This is a genomic window from Cryobacterium psychrotolerans (genome assembly GCF_900101115.1).
Lineage (GTDB): Bacteria > Actinomycetota > Actinomycetes > Actinomycetales > Microbacteriaceae > Cryobacterium > Cryobacterium psychrotolerans.
In genome coordinates this window covers 52,377-75,563 of sequence record NZ_FNFU01000012.1, presented here as the reverse complement: position 1 = coordinate 75,563, position 23,187 = coordinate 52,377, and the positions used below count along the sequence as shown (strand labels likewise).

Here is a 23,187-nt window from a genome sequence, read left to right as displayed (position 1 = left end):
TAGTTTATTCGGCGGCGGGACCGCGGCGTGCCAGAGCGTCAAGGAATGACGTCGTCTCGGCTTCGGTGCCGGCGGTCACGCGAAGGTGGCCGGGGATGCCGACATCCCGGATGAGGATGCCCTCGGCCAGCAGCGCGTCGAAGGTCGCCCGCGGGTCGGCCACTCCCCCGAACAACACGAAGTTGCTGCCGCTGCGGTACGGAGTGAAGCCGAGCCTGGTCAGCTCGGTGACGAGCCGGTCGCGCTGGTCGCGGATGTCCTCCACCATCGCCAGCATCTCGGGGGTGTGCGCCAGGGCGGCGCACGCGGCCGCCTGCGTCAGCGCGGACAGGTGGTACGGGAGGCGCACCAGTCGCAGCGCATCCGTGACGGCCGGATCGGCGGCGAGGTAGCCGACCCGAGCGCCGGCGAAGGCGAAGGCCTTGCTCATCGTGCGGGAGACGAGCAGCCGCTCGCGCCCGGCGAGAAGGGTGAGGGCGCTCGGCGCGCCGACGGGCGCGAACTCCGCGTAGGCCTCGTCGACGACGACGATGCCGTCGGTCGCGTCATACACGGCCGCGATCGTGTCGAGGGAGAGGGGCGTGCCGGTCGGGTTGTTGGGCGAGCAGAGGAACACGAGGTCGGGGGTGGTCTCCCGTACCCACCGGACGGCGGTGGCCGGCGTGAGTTCGTAATCCGGGTCGCGGTCGCCGGCGATCCAGCGCGTGCCGGTTCCGGACGCGAGGATGGAGTACATCGAGTACGTGGGCGCGAAGCCGAGGACCGAACGGCCGGGGCCGCCGAAGGCTTGAAGCACCTGCTGCAGGACCTCGTTGGAGCCGTTGGCCGCCCAGATGTTTTCCCGGGTGAGCCCGTGTCCGAGGTAGCCGGCCAGGCTCTCGCGCAGCTCGGTGAACTCGCGATCGGGGTACCGGTTCACCGTGGACACGGCCCTGGCCAATGCCGCCACGATGTCGCGGGCGACCGGCTCCGGGATGGGGTGCGTGTTCTCGTTGACGTTGAGCGCCACGGGCACGTGCAGCTGGGGCGCACCGTACGGGGTGAGGCCGCGCAGGTCGTCGCGGAGGGGGAGATCACTGAGGTTCGTCACCTGCTCGATCTTAGCCGCGGCCCGCGGACGGACGCCGTGGCTACAGGCCGGCCGGCAGGGCCAGGCGCTGCCCGGACTGCACGCTCTCGGAGGTGAGCTGGTTGAGGCTGACGATCTCCGCGATCAGGTCGCGAGGATCGCTGGTCGGTGCGAGGGACTCGGCCAGCTGCCAGAGGGACTGGCCCGGGTTGATGGTGACGTAGTCGAATTCAACGCTCCCCACGCCGGCCGTGTCGGCTCCCGTGGAATCGCTCGCGCCCTCGGCGGACGCCATGCCGCCGTTGAGGGCGACGACGAGCGCGACGGCGACGAGGGGCAGCGCTGCGAGCGTGGTGAACACGACGCGGCCGCGGCGGGTGAGGCGCAGATGGGTGGACGTGCTGACTGCTGCGTTCATGTCGAACCTCCTGGTTGATAACGCATCCGGCCCTCGGCCGGGAGGACCGGATGCGAACCTATGTTCCGAATGTATCTTCGAATGTTCGAACAATCAAGCACATTTACGGTTGTAACCCGAATGAGACCCGCGACACACTCGAATACATCTTTGTTATCGGGGGTTATGCCGGATACAGTTTCGAGTGTCAGATTGTTCGTTTTGAACTCAACCAGACACCACCGACATTCCTCCGCGAGGGTCATCCCCCCGTCTGCGGACCGGCACGAGGAGCACGAACGTGAGCAAGGACACCGGTTCCCGCGAGAAGGGCGGCACCCGTCGGCGCAAGAGCCTGAGCGAAAAGCAACTCGCCATCCTGGATGTCATCCAGCGCTCGGTCAGCCAGCGCGGCTATCCGCCGAGCATGCGCGAGATCGGCGACGCGGTGGGCCTCTCATCCCTCTCGAGCGTCACGCACCAGCTCAACCAGCTCGAGCTGAGCGGATACCTGCGCCGCGACCCGAACCGTCCCCGCGCCATCGAGGTGCTGATCGAGCTCCCGCAGTCACCCGACGATGTGGCGGCCGGCTCCACGGAGAACTTCCAGTCCGGCCTGCAGGTCGGCGACGCCGTCATGGTGCCGCTGGTCGGCCGCATCGCCGCCGGCGTGCCGATCATGGCCGACCAGATGATCGATGAGATCTTTCCGCTCCCCCGCCAGCTCGTTGGCAAGGGCGAGCTGTTCATGCTCAAGGTGATCGGCGAATCGATGATCGACGCCGCGATCTGCGACGGCGACTGGGTCGTCGTACGCCAGCAGAAGAACGCGGAGAACGGCGAAATCGTCGCGGCGATGCTCGACGGCGAGGCGACGGTCAAGGTCTTCCGCCAGCGCGACGGCCACATCTGGCTGCTCCCGCGCAACACCAACTTCGAACCGATTGTGGGCGACCACGCCGAGATCCTGGGCAAGGTCGTGGCCGTGCTGCGTTCGGTATAAACGACGATCCGGGCGCTGTGCGACGCGCCCGGATCGCCCCGAAGTGGTGCCGCCGTGCGCGCCCGCAGCCCACTCGGCAGCCATAGTCTGGAACGGCGGCGCGCACCGAATGTGGTGAGTGCTTCCCGTTCAGGTGATCCGCTGGAGGCCGATTGCGGGCCGCCCGAAATCGAGGAAGTCCATGCCCGCGCAAACGTCTCGCATCGTGCCCGAGGCGCGGCAAACGCTCACCCCGGAATCCCCCGGTTCCGCCTCCGCCGCATCACAGCCACCGTCACCAGCACCGACGCCGTCGCCGCAGCCGCAGCCGCTGCCGGAGGGCTACCGGCGGTTCTACCTGAGTGTCTCCGTCAAGTTCGCTATCGCCGTCACCTTCGCAGGGCTCTGGACCGGCCTCGCTTTCTGGTTTTCCCTCCCCTGGATAGTTGACCTTTCGCGCGACATCGGGGCGCCGGCCGCCTGGATCATCGTGGCCCTGGTGGCCTACCTGCCCGGCTACGTCGTGGCGTTGATGGCGATGTCCCTCATCCTCGACCGCCAGCCGCCGCGCACCGTCAGCAATCCGACCTCGCCGCTGACGATCATCGTGGCCGCGTGGAACGAAGAGAACGGGATGGCGGAGACAATCCGCTGCATCGGCCAGAGCGACTACGCCGGGGACGTCACCGTCATCCTGGCCGACAACGGCTCGACCGATGCCACCGCCGAAATCGCTGTCCGCGCGGCCGCGGAATTCGGTGTCAGCCTCGCGGTCGCCTACGAGAGCCGCCCCGGCAAGTCCTATGCCCTGAACACGGCGCTCCAGTTGGTGGAGACGCCGTACGTCATCACCGTGGATGCCGACACCCTGCTTCACCGGGAGGCCCTCCGCCGGCTGATCTCCCGGCTCGAATCCGCGCCGGTGGCAACGGTAGCCGTGGCCGGCACGGTGCTCGTGCGCAACTCGCGCACCAACCTGCTCACTCGCATGCAGGAATGGGACTACTTCCTCGGCATCGCCGCCGTGAAACGCATGCAGGGCATGTACCAGGCCACCCTCGTGGCCCAGGGGGCATTCTCCGTCTATAGGACCGAGCAGATGCGGGAGATCGGCGGCTGGCCGGATGCCATCGGCGAAGACATCGTCGTGACCTGGAAGCTGCTCGCACAGGGCGGGCGGGTCATCTTCGAGCCCACGGCCGTCGCCTTCACCGACGCCCCCGCCCGGGTCGCGCACTTCATGCGGCAGCGCGCCCGGTGGGCGAGAGGCATGTTCGAGGGCCTCCGCACCGTCCCGCCCTGGCGCCAGAGCCGACGGCTGGCCGGAATGATCGCCGCCATCGATCTCCTGATCCCGCTGCTGGACATCGGCTACGCCCTGATCTGGCTGCCGGGCCTGGTACTGTTCCTGTTCGGCTACCCGGCGATCGTGTCGGCCTGGGCCCTCACCGTCATCCCGATGACGCTGATCATCTACGGAGCCCTTCGGCGCTACCAGCGCCGCTGGGTGTTCGGTCCGCTGGGACTGGGCGTGCGGCGCAACCTCACCGGTTACCTCGCCTTCCTCGTCCTCTACCAGGTGCTCTGCTCGACGGCTTCCATCGCGGGTTACGCGCAGTTCCTCGCCGGGACCTCCCGCCGCTGGAAGTAGCCTCCCCGCTACTCGTCACCCGCCCTCGCGCCCCGCCCTGCCTCGGCGAACCGTGAGTTCGGCACCTTCGTCGGGCTCGGGAAGGTGCCAAACTCACGGTTCGGCGAGGTGGGTCGCGGCGAGTGGGGTCGCGGGGCTAGGCCGGCTGGCGGGCGCCGAGCTCGGCGCGCACGATCCGGGTCGCCTCGAGCATGTTCCGCAGCGACGCCACGGTCTCCTCGTAGCCGCGGGTCTTCAGCCCGCAGTCCGGGTTGACCCAGAGCTGGCGGGCGGGGATCCCGGCCACGGCAACTTCGAGCAGCTCGGTCAGCTCGGCGACGCTTGGCACGCGCGGCGAGTGGATGTCCCACACGCCCGGTCCGATGCCGTGGTCGAAGCCGTGCGACTGGATGTCGCCGACGACCTCCATCCGCGACCGGGCCGCCTCGATGCTCGTGACGTCGGCGTCCAGGTTGCGGATGGCGTCGATCACCACGCCGAATTCCGAGTAGCAGAGGTGGGTGTGGATCTGGGTCCGGGCGGCCACCCCTGCGGTGGCCAGGCGGAAGGATCCCACCGACCAGTCGAGGTAGGCGGCGTGGTCCTTCTTCTTCAGCGGCAACAGCTCCCGCAGCGCCGGCTCGTCGACCTGCACGACGCCGATCCCGGCGGCCTCGAGGTCGGCGATCTCGTCGCGGAGCGCCAGGGCGACCTGGCGCGCGGTGTCACCGAGCGGCTGGTCGTCGCGCACGAACGACCAGGCGAGGATCGTGACCGGTCCGGTCAGCATGCCCTTGACCGGCTTTGCGGTCAGGCCCTGCGTGTAGCTCGACCACTCGACCGTGATCGCCTTCGGCCGGGACACGTCGCCCCAGAGGATGGACGGGCGCGTACAGCGGCTCCCGTAGGACTGCACCCAGCCGTTTTCGGTGACCGCGAAGCCGTCGAGGTTCTCGGCGAAGTACTGCACCATGTCGTTGCGCTCTGGCTCGCCATGCACGATGACATCGAGGCCAATCTCCTCCTGCAGGTCGACCACGCGGGAGATCTCGGCGCGCATGAGGTCGCGGTACTCGTCGGCCGTGAGGGTCCCCTTGAGGAACTGGGCGCGGGCGCGGCGGATCTCCCCGGTCTGCGGGAAGGAGCCGATCGTCGTCGTGGGCAGCAGCGGCAGGCCCAGCGCCTTGTCCTGCTCGGCCAGGCGGATGGCGTAGTCGCCGCGGGAGAAGTCGGCCTCGGTCAGCGCCTCGGCGCGCGAGCGCACGGCACCGTCGCGCACGCCGGGGGCGGTTCGACGGGCCTCGAGGGCCGCCGTGGCGGCGTCCAGGACGGGCTGGATGGCGGCCCGGCCGTCGGCCAGGCCGAGGGCGAGGGCGGCAACCTGGCCGACCTTCTGGTCGGCGAAGGCGAGCCAGCCCTTCAGGTCTGCGCCGAGGGATGACTCGTCCTCGACGTCATGCGGAACGTGCAGCAGCGAGGTGGACGTGGACACCGCGACGTTCGGCGACAGGTCCAGGAGGCGTGCCGCGGCGTCGAAGGCACCGGCGAGGTCGCCGCGCCAGATGTTGTGGCCGTCGATGACCCCGGCGACGAGGGTCTTCTCGGACAGTCCGGGGACGGCGGCGGGGATGCTGCCGCGCACGAGGTCCAGGCCGATCGCCTCGACCGGGCTTCCCGCGAGGACCGGGAGCGCGTCGTCGAGGCTGCCATACGGCGCGGCGACGAAGATCGCCGGGCGCTCGGCCAGGCGGCCGAGGGTCGCGTAGGCGAACTCGACGGCGCCGAGGACCTCGGCCCGGGGCGTCTCGATGCTCTCGCTGACGAGGGCCGGCTCGTCCAGCTGCACCCAGTCGGCGCCGGCCGCGGCGAGCCTGGACACGAGCGCCGCGTAGACGGGAAGCAGGTCGCCCAGCCGGTCGAGCGGCTGGAAGTCCGCGGGGGCGCCGTCGCTGGGCTTGCTGAGCAGCAGGAACGTCACCGGGCCGACGATGACCGGGCGGGTCAGGAATCCGGCGGCCCTGGCCTCCTCGAATTCGCGCACGATGCGGTCGCTCGCCAGACGGAAATCCGTCTCCGGGCCGATCTCGGGAACGAGGTAGTGGTAGTTCGAGTCGAACCACTTGGTCATTTCGAGCGGGGCGTGCTCGCCCTCGCCGCGGGCCAGGGTGAAGTACCCGGCCAGGTCGATCCGTCCGTCGGCGTCGACGAGGCCGGCGAACCGTGTCGGCACGGCGCCCACCGTGCAGAGGGCATCCAGCACCTGGTCGTAGTAGGAAAAGCTCTCCGGGATGGACGAGTCGGCGCGGGCCAGGCCCAGGCCGGCGAGGCGTTCCCTGGTGGACTGGCGGAGCCCTGCTGCGGTCGCCTCGAGGTCGTCGGCGCTGAGCGAGCCGGCCCAGAAGGCCTCGACCGCCTTCTTCAGTTCTCGCCGGCGCCCGATGCGCGGGTAGCCGAGGATGGTGCCGGTGGGGAATGCGGGCGTGTTCGTCATGCTGACTCCTTGACGGGGTGGGTGTGTCCGGTGGATGTGGGTCGGTGGGCCGTACGTTGCGCGGCCTTGATCTGGGTGGCCGCGTGCGGGGAGGAGGCGGGGAGCGCCCCGCACCCCTCGAGCACGGCCAGCACGGTTTCGTGCTGGTTGAAGGCGTAGAGGTGCAGGCCGGGGGCGCCGCCGGCGATCAGTTCCCTGGCGAGTCCCACGGCGTGGGTGATCCCGATTTCGCGCTGGCCCTGTTCGGTGGGCTCGACCTGCAGCTGGATCGACAGGTCGGCCGGCTCCTCCTCGCCGGACAGTTCCAGGATGCGCCGGAGCCGGTTGGGGCTGGTGACGGGCATGATTCCTGGCAGGATGGGGAACTCGACACCGGCCTCGCGGGCACGGTGGATGAAGCTGAGGTAGTGGTCGGCGTGGAAGAACAACTGGGTGATCGCGAGGTTGGCCCCGGCGGCCTGCTTGGCCAGCAGGGTGTCGATGTCCTGGGACGTCGACCGGGATCGCGGGTGGCCGTTGGGGAACGCGGCCACGGCGATCCGTACCTTCTCCCGTTCGGTCTTGACGGCGCGGGCGCCGGGCAGGCCGGGGATGACGGTTTCGCGATAGGGCACCCGTTCGGCCTGCACCCGGTGGATCAGCTGCACGAGTTCGGCGGCACTGCCGAGGTCGCCGAGGAAGGTCTCCCCTTCGTCGACACCCTGCGGTGGGTCGCCGCGCAGGGCGAGAAAGCTCCGCACGCCGGCGTCGAGGAACTCCCGGATCAGCCGACTCGCCTCGGCGGCCGAGGAGCCCACGCAGGTCAGGTGGGCCATCGGGTCGACCCCGGTGGCGTCCAGGATGTAGCGGAGCACGTCGAGCGAGGAGGTGCGCGAGGAGCCGTTCGCCCCGTACGTGACCGAGATGAAGTCGGGCCCGGCCGCGGCGAGACGGTCGATCGTGTGGGTGAGCGCGGTCGAGGCGGCCTCGGACTTGGGCGGGTACAGCTCGAACGAGAACGGAATGCGCCGGCCGCGCGTTCGCGTCGTCGTCGTCTCGGTCATTGTTCCCTCATTCGGCAGAAGCACGGTAGTAACGAGCACTGAAATGGCCGGGCGGCCGCGGACCGCCAGGCAGGCCTGGCGGGTGCTCGCGGGCGGGTGCCGGGCTCGGCTGTCGCTCCATGCCGGCCGGGGAAGAACCCGGCGGCAACGATTGAAACACTCTAACAACGCCTCACGGGTCGTCGCTTGAGTGTGACTGTATGTTTCGCGTCGGGGCCCCGGCCGGCTGGTTCAGCCGGCGGAGTGATTCAGCTCCGGGCTGCGGGGACGCTGAGGAACGGCGTGAACTGAGCCTGGATCTCCGGCGTGACGAGGGCCTTGACCTGGCTTCCGGTCTCGGCGTACACGGTGGAGAGCACGCGGCCCTGGTCGTGCAACAGGGCGATGAGGTCGCCGCGCTCGTAGGGAATCAGCAGGTCGAGTTCGATCTGCGGGCTCGGCAGGATCTCGGCGATCGCGGCCAGGAGCTCCTCGATGCCCTCGCCGCTGTGTGCCGAGACGAAGATCGCGCGAGGCTGGAGGCCGCGCAGCACCAGGCGGTCGTCGTCGGCAATGAGATCGCTCTTGTTGAAGACGACGAGTTCCGGGATGTCCCGGGCGCCGACCTCGCCGATCACGTCGCGAACCGTGGCGAGCTGGCTGACCGGGTCGGGGTGGGAGGCGTCGACGACGTGAACGATGACGTCGGCGTCGGCGACCTCTTCGAGCGTGGAGCGGAAGGCCTCGACGAGCTGGTGCGGCAGGTTGCGCACGAAGCCGACGGTGTCGGTCAGCGTGTACAGCCGGCCGTCGGCGGTGGTGGACTTGCGCACGGTGGCGTCGAGGGTGGCGAACAGCGAGTTGTCGACGAGCACGCCGGCGCGGGTGATCCGGTTGAGCAGGCTCGACTTGCCGGCGTTGGTGTAGCCGACGATGGCGACCGAGGGCACGGCGTTGCGCTTGCGGTTTGCCCGCTTCGCTTCGCGGGCCGGTTTCATTTCGAGGATCTGCTTGCGCAGCCTGGACATGCGCGTGTGGATGCGCCGGCGGTCCAGCTCGATCTTCGTTTCACCGGGTCCACGGGAGCCCATGCCGGCCCCGGCCCCACCCACCTGGCCGCCGGCCTGGCGGGACATGGAGTCACCCCACCCGCGCAGTCGCGGCAGGAGGTATTCGAGCTGGGCTAGTTCGACCTGGGCCTTGCCCTCGCGGCTCTTCGCGTGCTGGCTGAAGATGTCGAGGATGACGGCGGTGCGGTCGATGACCTTGACCTTGACGACATCCTCGAGCGCGCGCCGCTGACTCGGGGCCAGTTCGGTGTCGGCGATGACGGTGTCCGCGCCCATGGCCTGCACGATCCCGGCCAGTTCCTCCGCCTTGCCCTTGCCGAGGTAGGTGCTGGCGTCGGGCTTGGCCCGGCGCTGCATCAGACCGTCGAGCACGGTCGCGCCGGCGGTTTCGGCCAGCGCCGCGAGCTCCCGCATCGAGTTCTCGGCGTCCGCGACGGTGCCCTGGGTGTACAGGCCGATCAGGACGACGTTCTCCAGGCGCAACTGGCGGTATTCAACCTCGGTGACGTCTTCAAGCTCGGTGGAGAGGCTGGGCACGCGGCGGAGCGCGTTGCGGTCTTCCCGGTCCTGCTGCTCGCCGTCATGCTCGCCGGTGGAGGTTTCTCCCTGCAGCGCCTGCGCGGAGCCGCTCCGGAAGAGGGCATAGCCGGAGGCCCGGGTCTCGGCACTGGCAAGCACCCGCGCTACTACGTCGTCGCTCTGCGGCACTTCTGGTTCAGTCATCCCTTTAACCCTAGTTCCTCCATAAGCGATACGTTCTCTTCTATGGCACCAGAGCATTACTTTTCCGCAACGCCCGACAGCGCGCTGAAACTGCGAAAGGTGACGGTGGAACTGGCCGGGCACCCGTACGAGGTCACCACGGCGAACGCTGTCTTCAGCCCCGACCACATCGATACCGGCACCCAGGTCCTGCTGGCGAACACGCCGACGCCGCCGCCCGGGGGAAACTTCCTCGACCTCGGCTGCGGCTGGGGCCCGATTGCCCTGCACCTGGCCCTGAGCTCCCCGCACGCCAGCGTGTGGGCTGTGGACGTGAACGAGCGGGCGCTGGAGCTGGTTCGGATGAACGCGGCCGCGCTCGGCCTGACGAACGTGAAGGCCGTGCTGCCCGCCGATGTTCCGGCCGACGTGATGTTCCGCTCGATCTGGTCCAACCCGCCGATCCGGGTGGGCAAGAGCGAACTCCACGCGCTGCTGCGGGCCTGGCTTCCCCGCCTTGAAACCGACGCGGATGCCTGGCTCGTCGTGCAGCGCAACCTCGGTTCTGATTCGCTCCACCGCTGGCTCGAGGGCGACCTGCCCGCCGAGTACACCGTTGCCCGGACCGCGACCAGCAAGGGTTTCCGGGTGCTGCAGGTGAAGCGGCGCGAGCCGGCGCCCGGCGCCGGCGCTTAACCCGCCGCCGTCTGCCGTCGACAATCGCCGTTTCCGCCGAGAGTCGCCGTTTCCGCCGAGAGTCGCCGTTCTACCGGCGATTCTCGGCACAAACGGCGACTCTCACTTCGCTGGACCCCAACAGTCGCTTAGCCGAGGCTGAAGACCCCGTCGAAGACGAGTACGGCAGGCCCGGAGAGGGACGCGTGCTCGCCGTCCTCGGCCGGGAACATCCGCACGCCGAGCACGCCGCCGGGCACCTCGACGCGCCATTGGTTGGGGGCGCCGGCGCCGGCCCAGTGCCGGGTGGCCAGCGCGGCGGCCACGGCACCGGTGCCGCAGGAGAGCGTCTCCCCGCTGCCGCGCTCGTGCACGCGCATCCGGATCCGGCCGACACCGTCGACGACGAGCGGGTCGTGCGGGACGACGAACTCGACGTTGGTGCCGCCGACCGGTTCCGGGTCGAGTTGCGGGATGTAGCCGAGGTCGGCCGCCTCGAGTTCGTCGAAGTCGGCGAGGGCGACCACGACGTGCGGGTTGCCGACGTTGATGCCGAGGCCCGGGCGGGCCACGGCCAGGTTCTTCGCGCGCACGAGGGGTTCGCCCCCGGCGAGCCTCCAACGCCCGAGGTCGACCTGGAAACCCGACTGGTTCCGCTGCAGGTCGCGCACTCCCCCGCGCGTTCCGATGGCGAGGGTCTCGCCGGGGGCCAGCTGTGCGAGCCCCTGCTCGACGAGATAGAGCGCGTAGACCCGGATGCCGTTGCCGCACATCTCCGACACCGTTCCGTCCGCGTTCCAGTAGTCCATGAACCATTCGGCCTGGTCGTCTTCGGCCAGCGCGGCGGCGCCGTCGGGGAGGCTACGCGACCGGACCGCGCGGATGATGCCATCGCCGCCGATGCCGAACTGGCGGTCGCAGACGGCGCGGATCTGCTCCGGGGTGAGCTCGATCAGCCCGTCCGGGTCGGCGAAGAGAACGAAGTCGTTGCCAGTGCCCTGGCCCTTGGTGAAGTTGAGATCGATGCCCATCAGGCCAGTTTAGGCGGCCCGGTTCAGGGGCGACTTCAGGTGGCCGGGTCCACGCGGCCCAGCGCCTGCTCCGACCGGTCGGCGGCCCGCGCGTCGATCCAGTGGGTGTGCGGGTCGCGCTTGAACCAGCTCACCTGCCTCCTCGCGTAGCGGCGGGTGAACTGCTGCGTGGTCTCGATGGCTTCCCCGCGGGTGAGGGTGCCGTGCAGCTGGCCGAGGGCCTGGGCGTAGCCGATGGCGCGGCTGGCCGTCACGCCCGTCTCGATTCCGCACGGGATGAGCCTTTCCGCCTCCTCGACGAGCCCGTCGGCCCACATGGTTTCGACGCGTGCGTCCAGGCGCTGGGTGAGTTCCTCACGCGGCATCCGCAGACCCACGGTGACCGCCGGCCGCCAGTAGACCGCTTCGCCGGGCAGGGCGGCGCGATGCGGCGCCCCAGTGAGTTCAACCACTTCGAGGGCTCGCACGATTCGGCGGCCGTTGCTCGGGCCGATCCTGGCCGCGGCCTCCGGATCGACGGCCTTCAGCCTGCCGTACAGGGTGCCGGGCCCCTGCTCGGCCAGCTCCCCCTCGAGCCGGGCCCGGAGAGCGGGGTCGGTGCCGGGAAACTGGAAGTCGTATACGACGGAGGAGATGTAGAGCCCGGAGCCGCCGACGAGGATCGGCACGGCGCCGCGCGCGGAGATCTCGTCGATGGCCGCCCGGGCATCCCGCTGGTAGTTGGCTACCGTGGCTTCGTCGGTGACGGCGAGCACGTCGAGCAGGTGGTGCGGGATGCCGCGCCGCTCGGCCACCGGAAGCTTCGCCGTGCCGATGTCCATGCCTCGGTAGAGCTGCATGGCGTCGGCGTTGACGATCTCCGCGGGCTGTCCGCGGGCGGCAAGGCGCTCGGCCAGGTCGAGTGACAGCTCGGATTTGCCGGTGCCGGTCGGCCCGACGATGACGACGAGCACGGGCGTCAGCGCTCTCCGTCGGTGACGTCGTAGATCGGAATGGTGGCGGAGCCGCTGCCCGGTCGCAGGGTCGGCAGTCCGAGCGACACCGGCCCGGCGGCACTGTCCGCGCCATGCGACGCCGGCACCCCGCAGGATTCGGCCTCGAGCCGGTCCCACGCGTCCCCGGCGATGGTGCGGCGGATGCGGAGCGGGGCGGAGTCGGCGGAGTCGGCGATCAGGTGGAACGGGAACGCCTCGGTGACCGTGACGGTGACCATGTCTCCAGGCCGGGGGCGGGGCGATCCGTCGGGCAGGTTGAAGTGCACGAGCCGGCTGTCCGGCGCGCGCCCGCTGAGCCGGTGGGTGTCGGCGTCCTTGCGTCCCTCGCCGTTGGCGACGAGGAGCTCGACCTCGCGGCCGACGACCTTCTGGTTCTCCTCCCAGGAGATGCGTTCCTGCAGGGCGGCGAGGCGTTCGTAGCGTTCCTGCACGACGGCCTTCGGGACCTGGTCGGCCATGGTCGCCGCGGGCGTGCCGGGGCGGATCGAGTACTGGAAGGTGAAGGCGGTCGCGAAGCGCGCCGACTCAACGACGCGGAGGGTCTCCTGGAAATCCTCCTCGGTCTCGCCGGGGAAGCCGACGATGATGTCGGTACTGATCGCCGCGCCGGGCATCTGCGCCCGCACCCGGTCGAGGATGCCGAGGAACTTCGTGGAGCGGTAGGAGCGGCGCATGGCTTTGAGGACGCGGTCGGAGCCGGACTGCAGCGGCATATGCAACTGGGGCATCACCGCGGGGGTCTCGGCCATGGCGTCGATGACGTCGTCGGTGAAGGCCGCCGGATGCGGGCTGGTGAAACGGATGCGCTCCAGCCCCTCGATCCGGCCGGCCGCACGCAGCAGCTTGCCGAATGCGAGCCGGTCGCCGAATTCGACGCCGTAGGAGTTGACGTTCTGGCCGAGGAGGGTGACCTCGATGGCGCCGTCGTCGACGAGGGCCTGGATCTCCGCGAGGACCTCCCCCGGACGGCGGTCCTTCTCCTTGCCGCGCAGCGCCGGGACGATGCAGAACGTGCAGGTGTTGTTGCAGCCGACCGAGATGGACACCCAGCCGCTGTAGCTGGAGTCCCGCTTCGTGGGCAGGGTCGACGGGAACGTCTCGAGGGACTCGAGGATCTCCAGCTGGGCCTCCCCGTTGTGCCGGGCACGCTCGAGCAGGCTGGGCAGGGCACCCATGTTGTGGGTGCCGAAGACGACGTCCACCCAGGGCGCCTTCGCCAGGATGGTGTCTTTGTCCTTCTGGGCCAGGCAGCCGCCGACGGCGATCTGCATGCCTTCGTGGCGGCGCTTGACGGACGCGAGGTGGCCGAGGTTGCCGTACAGCTTGTTGTCTGCGTTCTCCCGAACGGCGCAGGTATTGAGCACGACGATGTCCGCTTCGACGCCGTTCGCGGGAACGTAGCCGGCCGCCTCGAGGGAGCCGCTGAGCCGCTCAGAGTCGTGCACGTTCATCTGGCAGCCGAAGGTGCGCACCTCATAGCTGCGCGCGCGGCCATCCGCATCGATGGCGGCCTCGGACGGGGCGATCACGGTCGGCCCGGTGGAGGGCGTCGTGGCACGGGCGGGTGTTGCGGTCATGCTGGTCATAGTGGGTCTAGTTTACGTTTGCGGGGCGGATGCCGCGCGCCAGCCGGATCCGGCACTCTCCGGCCCGTCAGCCCGTCGGCCCATCGGCCCGTCGGCCCGGGGGCCTAGCGGAACCGTACGGTCGTGGGTCTGCCGACGGACCGGGACGCCAGCGCCGCCTTCACGGCCAGCCGCACGGCGCCGGAGCTGTAGCCCTTGCGCATGAGGAAGCCGGTGAGCCGGCGGTCGATTGTCTGCTCGTCGAATCGTTCGAGCTGCCCGACCCGCTTGATGGCCATCTCGATCGCCCGCTCGGCCTCATCGTCCGGCAGCTCTTCGAGCTTTTCCAGGATCAGGTTGGCGTCGAGGCCCCGGCGGCGCATCTCCGTCTGCACCCCGGCTCGACCGAGGCCCTTGCGTTCGTGGTGGCTGTGGATGATCTGCTCGGCGAGTTTCTCCTCGTCGATGTAGTGGAGTTCCGCGAAACGCTCGATGATCTCCTCGGCCTCGTTCTGGTCGATGTCGGTCGTGCGAAGAACCGTGCGCGCCTCGGAGATGGACAGCGACCGTCCCCGCAGCCGGTGCAGCAGCACCTTCTCGGCCCGTTCGCGCTCCGCGCTCGCATCGTCGTGCGCGGCCTGCTCGGCGGCCGGGTCTTCCGGCGGGACGACCCCGGGGAGGTAGGTCACGGGCGCCATCGTGCTGTCCTGCGCCGCGTCCTGCGCTGAATCTGATGCTTCGAAGTGAACCACGCCCGTGACCTGCCTCTCGTGCTGAATCGTTCGGTGCCGTGCCGTGCCGTGCCGTGCAGTGGCCGGGGCCGTGCAGCGCCGTGGGCCGGGGCTAGGCGCCCTTGCGGGCGCTGAGCTTCGTCTGGATGGACTCGACCTTGGCGCCGCCCTCGGCGGCTGCGGCTGCCGTGGCGGCGTCCTTGGCGGCCTTGGCTGCGGCGATGCCCTCCGGGCCGACACCGAGCTTGATGAGGATCTTCTTCTCGATGTCGTTGGCCATGTCCGGGTTCTTGAGCAGGAAGTTGCGCGAGTTCTCCTTGCCCTGGCCGAGCTGGTCTCCGTCGTAGGTGTACCAGGCGCCGGACTTCTTGACGATGCCCTGGTCCACTCCGAAGTCGATCAGGCTGCCCTCTCGGGAGATGCCGACCCCGTAGATGATGTCGAATTCGGCCTGCTTGAAGGGCGGGGCCATCTTGTTCTTGACGACCTTGACCCTCGTGCGGTTACCGACGGCCTCGGTGCCGTCCTTCAGGGTTTCGATCCGGCGGATGTCGAGGCGCACCGAGGCGTAGAACTTGAGCGCCTTGCCGCCGGCGGTGGTTTCCGGGCTGCCGAAGAACACGCCGATCTTCTCGCGCAACTGGTTGATGAAGATCATGGTGGTGTTGGTCTGGCTGAGCCCACCGGTGAGCTTGCGCAGGGCCTGGGACATCAGCCGAGCCTGGAGGCCGACGTGCGAGTCTCCCATTTCGCCCTCGATCTCGGCGCGAGGCACGAGCGCCGCGACGGAGTCGATGACGATCAGGTCGATCGACCCGCTGCGGACGAGCATGTCCGCGATCTCGAGGGCCTGCTCGCCCGTGTCGGGCTGGGAGACGAGGAGCGCGTCGATGTCGACGCCGAGCTTCCTGGCGTACTCCGGGTCGAGCGCGTGTTCGGCGTCGATGAAAGCCGCGATACCGCCGCCCTTCTGGGCGTTGGCGATGGCGTGGAGGGTGAGTGTGGTCTTACCGGACGATTCAGGACCGTAGATCTCGACGATGCGGCCGCGGGGCAGGCCGCCTATGCCGAGCGCGACGTCCAGGGCGATCGACCCCGTGGAGATGGTTTCGACGGGCGCGCGCTCGTCACTGCCCAGACGCATGACGGAGCCCTTGCCGAACTGGCGGTCGATCTGGGCGAGTGCCGCTTCCAGGGCCTTCTCGCGATCTGCTGCTGATGCCATTGTCGTTCTCCTTCGGTCATGCGTTGTGGCGCCTATAGGCTGTCGTTCGGCTCACCGGGAAGACCCCGATTGCGCCCTGTCGACAAGGCTTGTGCGGTCTGTCGTTGACGAAATCGACTGTACGCCGGGCCCCCGACATTGGTCGGTGATCGCGGCGGAAGTGGATAAGCCGTCTTCGACTTCTGCTGTTGAGGAGCCTAGCAATATCCGAACAGGTATTCGATGAACCTGCGACCCGCGGCGTGGCGCGTCACGCCCGCACTCGGTCACCCGGACGGTGAACCAGGGTCATCCGCCGCGTCGTCGGCGCGCGCACTCGCCGCTCGCCGTCCTCGCATCCGCCGCAGCACAAGCCAGACAACGACCCCGGCAATGGCCGCATAGAGCACGTAGTTGAGGTACAGGGCGTACTGGGCCACCAGCTCGTACTGCGTGCCCAGGGCGGCGCCCAGGAGGATCAGGAGGGTGTTCCAGATTCCGCTTCCCGCGATCGTGAAGATGCTGAACGAGGTGAGATTCATCCTTTCGGCGCCGGCCGGCAATGAGACCAGGCTTCTGATCCCCGGCACGAGACGACCAAAAAAGACGGCCGATCGACCGTGCCGGCCGAACCAGCGGGCAGCCCTGTCCCAGTCGTCACGATCAACGAGGGGAAGTTTCGCCAGCCAGCGAATGGAGCGCTCGAGCCCGAGGCGCGCCCCGAGTCCGTACAGCAGCAGGGCGCCGAGATAAGCGCCCAGCGTGCTCGTGACGACCAGGAGGGCGCCGCTCAGCTCGCCCTGCTGGGCCAGGAAGCCCGCCAGGGGAAGAACGACCTCACTCGGGATGGGCGGAAAGACCGTTTCGGCCAGGGTGAACAGGCCCACTCCCCACTCGCCCAGTCGCTCAACAAGGCGAACCGCAATCCCGACGAGCCCCGGGAGGTCGCCGAAGGGCGCTATGGCGTCGTCAACCCCGGTGAACGCGTCTGCCCAGGGCGGCACCTCGTCCCGCTGAGGTCTACTTGTGCGGGGCGGGCAGCCCCGCGCCGTACCAGCGGCTCTTGGGCACATCCGTTTCGACGCAGAGCGCGAGCCAGACATCGCGGGCGGGCGTGCCACCGGCGAGGGCCTGGTCGGCCGTGCGACCGCCCAGGGGGGTCAGCACCAGGTCTCGGGTGAGCACCCGGCCGTAGGCGTCGCCGAACTCGTCTTTCAGGGCCTGGCGGAACTCACTCAGTCGCACAACTCGCCCAGCGCCGGTCGCTCTAGCGGGCCATGATGGTGGAGTCGAAGGTCGAAACGAATTCGTCGGGGATGGTGTCCGGGAACGGTTCGAGGCCTTCGATCACGGCGAGGCGATCGCCGACTTCACGCATGATGACCGAGATCGGGGTGTCAAGCGCGTCTGCTACGGAAGCGAGAATCTCAGAAGAAGCTTCCTTCTGACCACGCTCGACTTCGCTGAGATACCCCAGGGCCACGCTGGCCTTGCTGGCTACCTGGCGAAGGGTCCGACCTTTTTGCAGGCGGAAGTCCCTGAGTACATCGCCGATTTCCTGACGTACAAGAATCATCGGAACCTCCTTCTCATGCAACTGTGCTCACTGTGCCCATCACGATCGGGTTCGTGGTGGCGGATGGCCTACGTTACCGCAACCGTCCGACACTCCCAGAGTACCCTCGGTCACTGGACTTTCCTTGTGAATGTCCTGCCGTGGCCTCGGGAATCTTGTGACTGTAACCACGCCCTCCGCGGAACTATTCCGACGGGTCCCGGCCGAGTAGTTCACGCACGGCCTGGACGGCGCGCACGACGGCCTGCGCGCGAACCGCGTCGCGGTCGCCGGCGAGACGAAGCGGGATCACCCAGGACCCGGAGCCCTGCGACAGGCCGATGTACACCGTGCCCGGCGCGTGCCCCTCCGTGGCATCCGGGCCGGCCACCCCGGTCGTAGAAACGCCAATGTCGGCCCGCTCACCGCCGACGGCGAGGTGCGTGCGCACACCGATCGCCATCTGCATGGCCACATCGGGGTGCACGGGTCCGTGCACGTTGAGGATGCTGCTGTCCACCGCGAGGAGGCGGTGCTTGAGTTCGGTCTGGTAGGCCACCACTCCCCCATTGACGACGACGGATGCGCCGGGGATGCGAACGAGTTCGGCCACCAGCAGGCCGCCGGTGAGCGACTCCGCCACCGCGATGGTGAGGTGCCGGGCCGTGAGCTCCGCAATCAGGAGGGCCGCGGCATCGGCGCTGTCGGCATCCCGGGCCTGCGGGGAGGCGGGGCCGGCGGCCGGGAGGTCAGGCATGGCGGCGCTTCCGGCGCTCGCGCCAGCCGGCCGCGAGGTAGTCGACGCCGGTCACGACGGTGAGGATGAGGGCGAGCGCCATGGCGGTCCAGTTGACCCAGTACACCCACTCGCCCACGACCAGCCAGAGCGGGAGCAGCGCGAGCGAAATCGCGACGGCTTGCGTGACGGTCTTGAGCTTCCCGCCGCGGGAGGCAGGGATGACGTGGTCGCGGAGCATGACGAACCGGAACACGGTGATGCCGATCTCGCGCACCAGGATCACGATCGTGACCCACCACCACAGCTCTCCGAGGATGGACAGGCAGACGAGCGCCCCGCCGGTGAGCACCTTGTCCGCGATCGGGTCCAGCAGCTTGCCGAGGTCGGTGACGAGGTTGCGGCGACGGGCGATGGCACCATCGATGCCGTCGGTCGCGATCGCGACGATGAAGACCACGGCAGCGGCCCAGCGCAGCGAGCCGTGCTGACCGGCGTCGGCCAGGAGCATCCAGAAGAACACGGGGGCCATCAGGATGCGAATGACCGTGATCACGTTAGGCAGGTTCCAATTGCTCGGCGTGGCGGAAGGATCGGTGTTCGGCGTTGCCATCGGTTCAATCCCTGTCGGTCAGTTGCCAGGCGTCTTCGTCGGAGGAGGCGTCCTCTTCAGGATAGTCTTCGGTCATTTTCGCGACCGGGTCGTCGGCGTAGCGCGGATCCGGGGCGGCATTGGCCGGCGGGTACGCGGCCGCGCGCTGCTCCGCGGCGTGGTGCTCCGCGTCCGATCCGCGCAGCTTGGCGAGCACGCTCGGCAGCTGCTCGGCGCTGACGAGCACGTCGCGCGCCTTCGACCCCTCCGAGGGACCGACGATCTCCCGCGACTCGAGCAGGTCCATCAAGCGGCCGGCCTTGGCGAAGCCCACGCGCAGCTTGCGCTGGAGCATCGAGGTCGACCCGAACTGCGTGGACACCACGAGCTCGGCGGCCGCGAGCAGCACCTCGAGGTCGTCGCCGATGTCGGAGTCGATCTCCTTGCGGGGGGCCTCCATGGCGACATCCGGCCGGTAGTCGGGGCGCGCCTGGCGGGTCACGTGCTTGACGACCTTCTCGATCTCGGCCTCGTTGACCCAGGCGCCCTGCACCCGGATCGCCTTGGAGGCGCCCATCGGCAGGAACAGGGCGTCTCCCTGGCCGATGAGCTTGTCGGCGCCGGGCTGGTCGAGGATGACGCGGGAGTCGGTGACGCTGGTCACGGCGAAGGCGAGGCGCGAGGGCACATTGGCCTTGATCAGGCCGGTGACGACGTCGACGCTGGGGCGCTGGGTGGCGAGCACCAGGTGGATTCCGGATGCGCGCGCGAGCTGGGTGATCCGCACGATCGAGTCTTCGACGTCGCGCGGGGCCACCATCATGAGGTCGGCGAGCTCGTCGACGACCACGAGCAGGTACGGGTAGGGCTTGAGCGTGCGGGCGCTGCCCGCCGGCAGCACGATCTCGTTGCCCACGACGGCCTTGTTGAAGTCGTCGATGTGACGGAAGCCGAAGCTGGCCAGGTCGTCGTAGCGCATGTCCATTTCTTTGACGACCCACTGCAGGGCCTCGGCGGCCTTTTTCGCGTTCGTGATGATGGGCGTGATCAGGTGCGGGACGCCGGCGTACGCGGCGAGCTCGACCCGCTTCGGGTCGATCAGCACCATCCGCACCTCGCTGGGCTTGGCGCGCATGAGCAGGCTGGTGATCATCGAGTTCACGAAGCTGGACTTGCCGGAGCCGGTCGAGCCGGCGACGAGGAGGTGGGGCATCTTGGCGAGGTTGGCGATGACGAAGCCGCCGCCGACGTCCTTGCCGACGCCGATGGTCATCGGGTGGGTGCTGTTCGTGGCCGTCGCCGAGCGCAGCACATCGCCCAGGGTGACGATTTCGCGGTCGGTGTTCGGGATTTCGATGCCGATGGCGCTCTTGCCCGGGATGGGCGAGAGGATGCGCACCTCGTTCGAGGCGACGGCGTAGGAGAGGTTCTTGCTCAGGGCGGTGACCCGTTCCACCTTGACGCCGGGGCCGAGTTCGATCTCGTACTGCGTCACGGTCGGGCCGCGGGAGAACCCGGTGACCTTTGCGTCGACCTGGAACTGGCGCAGCACCTCGGTGATCGACCGGACGATGTCGTCGTTGGCGGCGGACCTGGCCTTGGCCGGGGGCCCGGCGATCAGGGTCATCGCCGACGGCAGCACGTAGGGGACGGTCGGCTGCGGCGCGGTGGGCGCGGTCGCCTCGGCGGGCGGAGCGGCCAGGGCCGCCTCCAGTTCCTCGAAGCCGGGCAGCACCTCGGTCAGGCCCGTCGGGTCGTCGGCGTGGAGGCCGATCGCGGACGCGTGCGGCTCGACCTCGCCGGTGAAGCGCTTGACCGCGTCCTCGGCCCGCACCAGGTCTTCGAGCACCTCGGTGCCGTAGTGGTCGCTGCGCGGGTCGGCCGGGGTCTCCGCCGGCTCGAGGGCGGTGGCGAAGCCCCCGGTTCCGTCGCCGCCGAGCAGGTCCCTGAGCGGGTCCACGGTGCCGGAGTCGGCGTCCCGGGCCTTGCCTCGCGCGTCGACGCTGATCGGCCCGTCGAAGTCGGGGTCTTCCTCGCGCTTGCTGTTGTTGCGCCTCCACCAGGGCAGCGCGCTGTTGTCGCCGCCGGTGTTGTCGCCGTCGACACCGTCGAGTTCGACCTGCGCGGTCTTCCCGGCCTTGGCGTCCCGGGTGGCCTGGCGTTCCTCTGCGTCCGGCAGCTGCGCGCCGAAGAGCCAGGCGTACAGTTCGCGCAGCCGTTCCGGCAGCTTGTTCGGCGGCGTCCTGGTGATGATGAAGAGGCTGAGGATGAGCAGCAGGATGACGATGATCGTCGCGCCGATCGAGGTGGTGAGAAAGGTGAGTGGGGCCGCGATCATCCAGCCGATCACGCCTCCGGCCAGGGCGAGCCGCTCCATGCCCTCGCTGGGTGCCGGCATCCCGCCAAAGATGTGGGAGAGCCCGGACACCGAGACCAGCAGGACGGACAGGCCGATGCCGACGCGGCCGTTGTCGTGGATCGAACTGGGCTTGCGGAACAGCCAGATTGCGAACAGCAGCATGATCACGGGCAGCGCGAAGGCGACCCGCCCGAACAGCCCGCCGAAGGTCCAGGCGTCGAGGGTCCTGGCGACGGGGCTGTTGATCAGGAACCACTCGATCACGGCACCGACGATCGAGAGCAGCACGAGGAAGAACGGCAGTCCGTCGCGGCGCTCCTCTTTGGACAGCTGCTCGGGGCCGAGGGCGCGGGCGGCGCCGCCGGTCACGTGGGCGAGCGCCATCCAGATGCGCACGGGCAGGGCCGGCTTCGGTTCGAACTTCACGGTCTTCTGGGTCGCCGTCCTGGCGACGGGCTTCCGCGCCGGGGTGCCGCGTGCGGGCGTGGTGCGCGCGCGACCGGTCGACTTAGTGCTCGTAGCCATGGAATCTAAGGTACCGCCGCCCGCGCCGTTGTTCGGCAGCCCACGCCCACCCGTCACGGCTTGCTGCCCATCCATCGCCCGCTGAATTGCGGACAAAGTACCTTCCCGGGCTCGACGAAGGTACTTTTTCCGCAAGTCAACCCGGGAGGCGGGCGGGAGGGGCGCGGGTCAGGCCTCGATGACGAGGGGCACGATCATCGGGCGGCGGCGGAACGACACGTTCACCCAGCGGCCGACTACCCGGCGCACGGCCTGTTGCAGCGCGTACGGGTCCCGCACTCCGCTGTGGGCGGCCTCGGCGAGGGCCGCCACGATTTTCGGCTTGACCGCGTCGAAGACGGCGTCATCCTCGGCGAACCCTTTCGCGTGGATCTCCGGCCCGACGATGACCTTCCCGGTGTTGGCGTCGACGACGATGATGATCGAGATGAACCCCTCCTCGGCCAGCGTGCGGCGATCCTTGAGGTCGGCGTCGGTGATCTCGCCCACCGTCGACCCGTCCACGTACACGTAGCCGATGTCGAGCTGGCCGACCGTGCGGGCGATTCCGTCCCGCAGGTCAATCACGGTGCCGTCCTCGGCGAGGATGGTGTTCGCCTCGGGCACGCCGCTGTCCATGGCCAGCCGGGCGTTCGCGACGAGGTGACGGTATTCGCCGTGCACCGGCAGCACGTTCTTCGGCTTGACGATGTTGTAGCAGTACAGCAGCTCCCCGGCGGCGGCGTGCCCGGAGACGTGCACCTTCGCGTTGCCCTTGTGCACCACGTTCGCACCGAGCCTGGTCAGGCCGTCGATGATCCGGTAGACCGCGTTCTCGTTGCCGGGGATGAGGCTGGAGGCCAGGACGACGGTGTCGCCGTGGCCGACCTCGATCTGGTGGTCCCGGTTGACCATCCGGCTGAGCACCGCCATCGGCTCGCCCTGGGAGCCGGTCGACATGTAGACGATCTTGTCGCCTGGGATGTTGCCGGCCTTCTTGAAGTCGACCAGCACCCCCTCCGGCACTTTGAGGTAGCCGAGGTCGGCGGCGATGGTCATGTTGCGCACCATCGAGCGGCCGAGCAACGCCACCCGGCGGCCGTTGGCGTGCGCGGCGTCGAGGACCTGCTGCACCCGGTGCACGTGGCTGGAGAAGCTGGCGACGATGACCCGGCGCGGCGCCCGGGCGATCACGTCCTCCAGCACGGGCCCGATCAGGCGCTCGGACGGGGTGAAGCCGGGGACATCCGCGTTGGTCGAGTCGACCAGGAACAGGTCGACGCCCTCGGTGCCGAGGCGCGCGAATTCGCGCAGGTCGGTGAGCCGGCCGTCCAGGGGCAGCTGGTCCATCTTGAAGTCGCCCGTGTGCAGCACCGTGCCGCCCTCGGTCTTGATCGCCACGGCGAGGGCGTCGGGAATCGAGTGGTTGACGGCGACGAACTCCAGGCTGAACGGGCCGAGCCGCTCGGTCTGCCCCTCGGCCACCTGCAGCGTGTACGGGGTGATCCGGTGCTCCTTGAGCTTGGCCTCGATGAACGCGAGGGTGAGCCCGGAGCCGATCAGGGGGATGTCCTGGCGGAGTTTGAGCAGGTACGGGACGGCACCGATGTGGTCCTCATGGCCGTGCGTGAGCACGACGCCGAGGATGTCGCCCAGGCGGTCTCGGATGGGGCCGAAGTCCGGCAGGATCAGGTCGACGCCCGGCTGGTGCTCCTCGGGGAACAGCACGCCGCAGTCCACGATCAGGATCTTGCCGTTGATCTCGAAGGAGGTCATGTTCCGGCCGATTTCGCCCAGGCCTCCGATCGGGATGATCCGGAGGGTCCCGGGCTCGAGTGCGGCCGGTTCGTATACGTCGCCTGGCATATGCCCTCCCG

20 protein-coding genes are annotated in these 23,187 nt (G+C 69.0%); 3 read left to right on the top strand and 17 right to left on the bottom strand.

The window, feature by feature from the left end; all coding sequences use genetic code 11:
• Positions 1-4: 4 nt before the first annotated feature.
• Both BLQ39_RS10970 and BLQ39_RS10965 read right to left on the bottom strand, forming a co-directional pair.
• Entirely contained in the window at positions 5-1,090 is a 1,086-nt protein-coding gene (locus BLQ39_RS10970) for a histidinol-phosphate transaminase (protein WP_092323952.1), read from the bottom strand.
• A 40-nt stretch (positions 1,091-1,130) separates the two neighbouring features.
• The gene (locus BLQ39_RS10965) at positions 1,131-1,487 is read right to left on the bottom strand and encodes a LysM peptidoglycan-binding domain-containing protein (protein WP_092323951.1); all 357 of its coding nucleotides are present in this window, start codon (positions 1,485-1,487) and stop codon (positions 1,131-1,133) included.
• Positions 1,488-1,767: 280 nt separating this feature from the next.
• On the opposite strand from BLQ39_RS10965, the gene lexA reads away from it, so the two are divergent.
• A complete protein-coding gene (gene lexA / locus BLQ39_RS10960; RefSeq protein WP_092323949.1) occupies positions 1,768-2,469 on the top strand; it encodes a transcriptional repressor LexA in 702 nt (233 codons plus the stop codon).
• 181 nt (positions 2,470-2,650) lie between these two features.
• Positions 2,651-4,099: a glycosyltransferase family 2 protein gene (locus BLQ39_RS10955; RefSeq protein ID WP_092323948.1), complete on the top strand. Its 1,449-nt coding sequence runs from the start codon at positions 2,651-2,653 to the stop codon at positions 4,097-4,099.
• 136 nt (positions 4,100-4,235) lie between these two features.
• Here the strand turns inward: BLQ39_RS10955 and metE are convergent, their stop codons facing one another.
• The 3 genes from metE to hflX all read right to left on the bottom strand — a co-directional run bounded on the left by metE (position 4,236) and on the right by hflX (position 9,384).
• Positions 4,236-6,569 carry a 5-methyltetrahydropteroyltriglutamate--homocysteine S-methyltransferase gene (metE, locus tag BLQ39_RS10950; RefSeq protein WP_092323946.1) on the bottom strand — a complete coding sequence of 778 codons (2,334 nt, stop codon included), beginning with the start codon at positions 6,567-6,569 and terminating at the stop codon, positions 4,236-4,238.
• Positions 6,566-7,612: a methylenetetrahydrofolate reductase gene (locus tag BLQ39_RS10945; protein WP_092323945.1), complete on the bottom strand. Its 1,047-nt coding sequence runs from the start codon at positions 7,610-7,612 to the stop codon at positions 6,566-6,568. The genes metE and BLQ39_RS10945 overlap by 4 nt, the downstream gene beginning before the upstream one ends.
• 248 nt (positions 7,613-7,860) lie before the next feature.
• On the bottom strand, positions 7,861-9,384 hold the full coding sequence (gene hflX / locus BLQ39_RS10940) for a GTPase HflX (protein ID WP_092323944.1): 1,524 nt from the start codon (positions 9,382-9,384) through the stop codon (positions 7,861-7,863).
• A gap of 42 nt (positions 9,385-9,426) precedes the next feature.
• Here hflX and BLQ39_RS10935 point away from each other — a divergent pair, with 42 nt between their 5' ends.
• Positions 9,427-10,059, top strand: a complete 633-nt coding sequence (locus tag BLQ39_RS10935; protein WP_092323942.1) for a class I SAM-dependent methyltransferase — start codon at positions 9,427-9,429, stop codon at positions 10,057-10,059.
• 128 nt (positions 10,060-10,187) lie between these two features.
• Here BLQ39_RS10935 and dapF read toward each other — a convergent pair whose 3' ends face one another.
• From dapF to BLQ39_RS10875, 12 genes are all read right to left on the bottom strand, one after another.
• On the bottom strand, positions 10,188-11,069 hold the full coding sequence (dapF, locus tag BLQ39_RS10930) for a diaminopimelate epimerase (protein ID WP_092323941.1): 882 nt from the start codon (positions 11,067-11,069) through the stop codon (positions 10,188-10,190).
• Positions 11,070-11,104: 35 nt separating this feature from the next.
• The gene (gene miaA / locus BLQ39_RS10925) at positions 11,105-12,031 is read right to left on the bottom strand and encodes a tRNA (adenosine(37)-N6)-dimethylallyltransferase MiaA (protein ID WP_092323979.1); all 927 of its coding nucleotides are present in this window, start codon (positions 12,029-12,031) and stop codon (positions 11,105-11,107) included.
• A complete protein-coding gene (miaB, locus tag BLQ39_RS10920) occupies positions 12,028-13,641 on the bottom strand; it encodes a tRNA (N6-isopentenyl adenosine(37)-C2)-methylthiotransferase MiaB (protein WP_092323977.1) in 1,614 nt (537 codons plus the stop codon). Before miaB ends, miaA begins: the two co-directional genes overlap by 4 nt.
• Before the next feature lie 113 nt (positions 13,642-13,754).
• Entirely contained in the window at positions 13,755-14,318 is a 564-nt protein-coding gene (locus tag BLQ39_RS10915; RefSeq protein WP_167738531.1) for a regulatory protein RecX, read from the bottom strand.
• A 154-nt stretch (positions 14,319-14,472) separates the two neighbouring features.
• Positions 14,473-15,585: a recombinase RecA gene (recA, locus tag BLQ39_RS10910; protein ID WP_092323938.1), complete on the bottom strand. Its 1,113-nt coding sequence runs from the start codon at positions 15,583-15,585 to the stop codon at positions 14,473-14,475.
• Between the two features lie 266 nt (positions 15,586-15,851).
• Positions 15,852-16,568 (bottom strand): DedA family protein, encoded by a 717-nt coding sequence (locus BLQ39_RS10905; protein WP_241986922.1) that lies wholly within the window; start codon positions 16,566-16,568, stop codon positions 15,852-15,854.
• Positions 16,569-16,584: 16 nt separating this feature from the next.
• Complete coding sequence (locus BLQ39_RS10900) at positions 16,585-16,809, bottom strand: DUF3046 domain-containing protein (RefSeq protein WP_092323936.1); 225 nt, start codon at positions 16,807-16,809, stop codon at positions 16,585-16,587.
• A gap of 22 nt (positions 16,810-16,831) precedes the next feature.
• Positions 16,832-17,140 carry a helix-turn-helix domain-containing protein gene (locus BLQ39_RS10895; protein WP_092323935.1) on the bottom strand — a complete coding sequence of 103 codons (309 nt, stop codon included), beginning with the start codon at positions 17,138-17,140 and terminating at the stop codon, positions 16,832-16,834.
• A 184-nt stretch (positions 17,141-17,324) separates the two neighbouring features.
• Positions 17,325-17,876 (bottom strand): CinA family protein, encoded by a 552-nt coding sequence (locus BLQ39_RS10890; RefSeq protein WP_092323933.1) that lies wholly within the window; start codon positions 17,874-17,876, stop codon positions 17,325-17,327.
• Entirely contained in the window at positions 17,869-18,468 is a 600-nt protein-coding gene (gene pgsA, locus BLQ39_RS10885; protein ID WP_092323932.1) for a CDP-diacylglycerol--glycerol-3-phosphate 3-phosphatidyltransferase, read from the bottom strand. The genes BLQ39_RS10890 and pgsA overlap by 8 nt, the downstream gene beginning before the upstream one ends.
• A gap of 4 nt (positions 18,469-18,472) precedes the next feature.
• On the bottom strand, positions 18,473-21,331 hold the full coding sequence (locus tag BLQ39_RS10880) for an FtsK/SpoIIIE family DNA translocase (RefSeq protein ID WP_092323930.1): 2,859 nt from the start codon (positions 21,329-21,331) through the stop codon (positions 18,473-18,475).
• A 168-nt stretch (positions 21,332-21,499) separates the two neighbouring features.
• A complete protein-coding gene (locus BLQ39_RS10875) occupies positions 21,500-23,176 on the bottom strand; it encodes a ribonuclease J (protein WP_092323929.1) in 1,677 nt (558 codons plus the stop codon).
• Between the last annotated feature and the right edge of the window lie 11 nt (positions 23,177-23,187).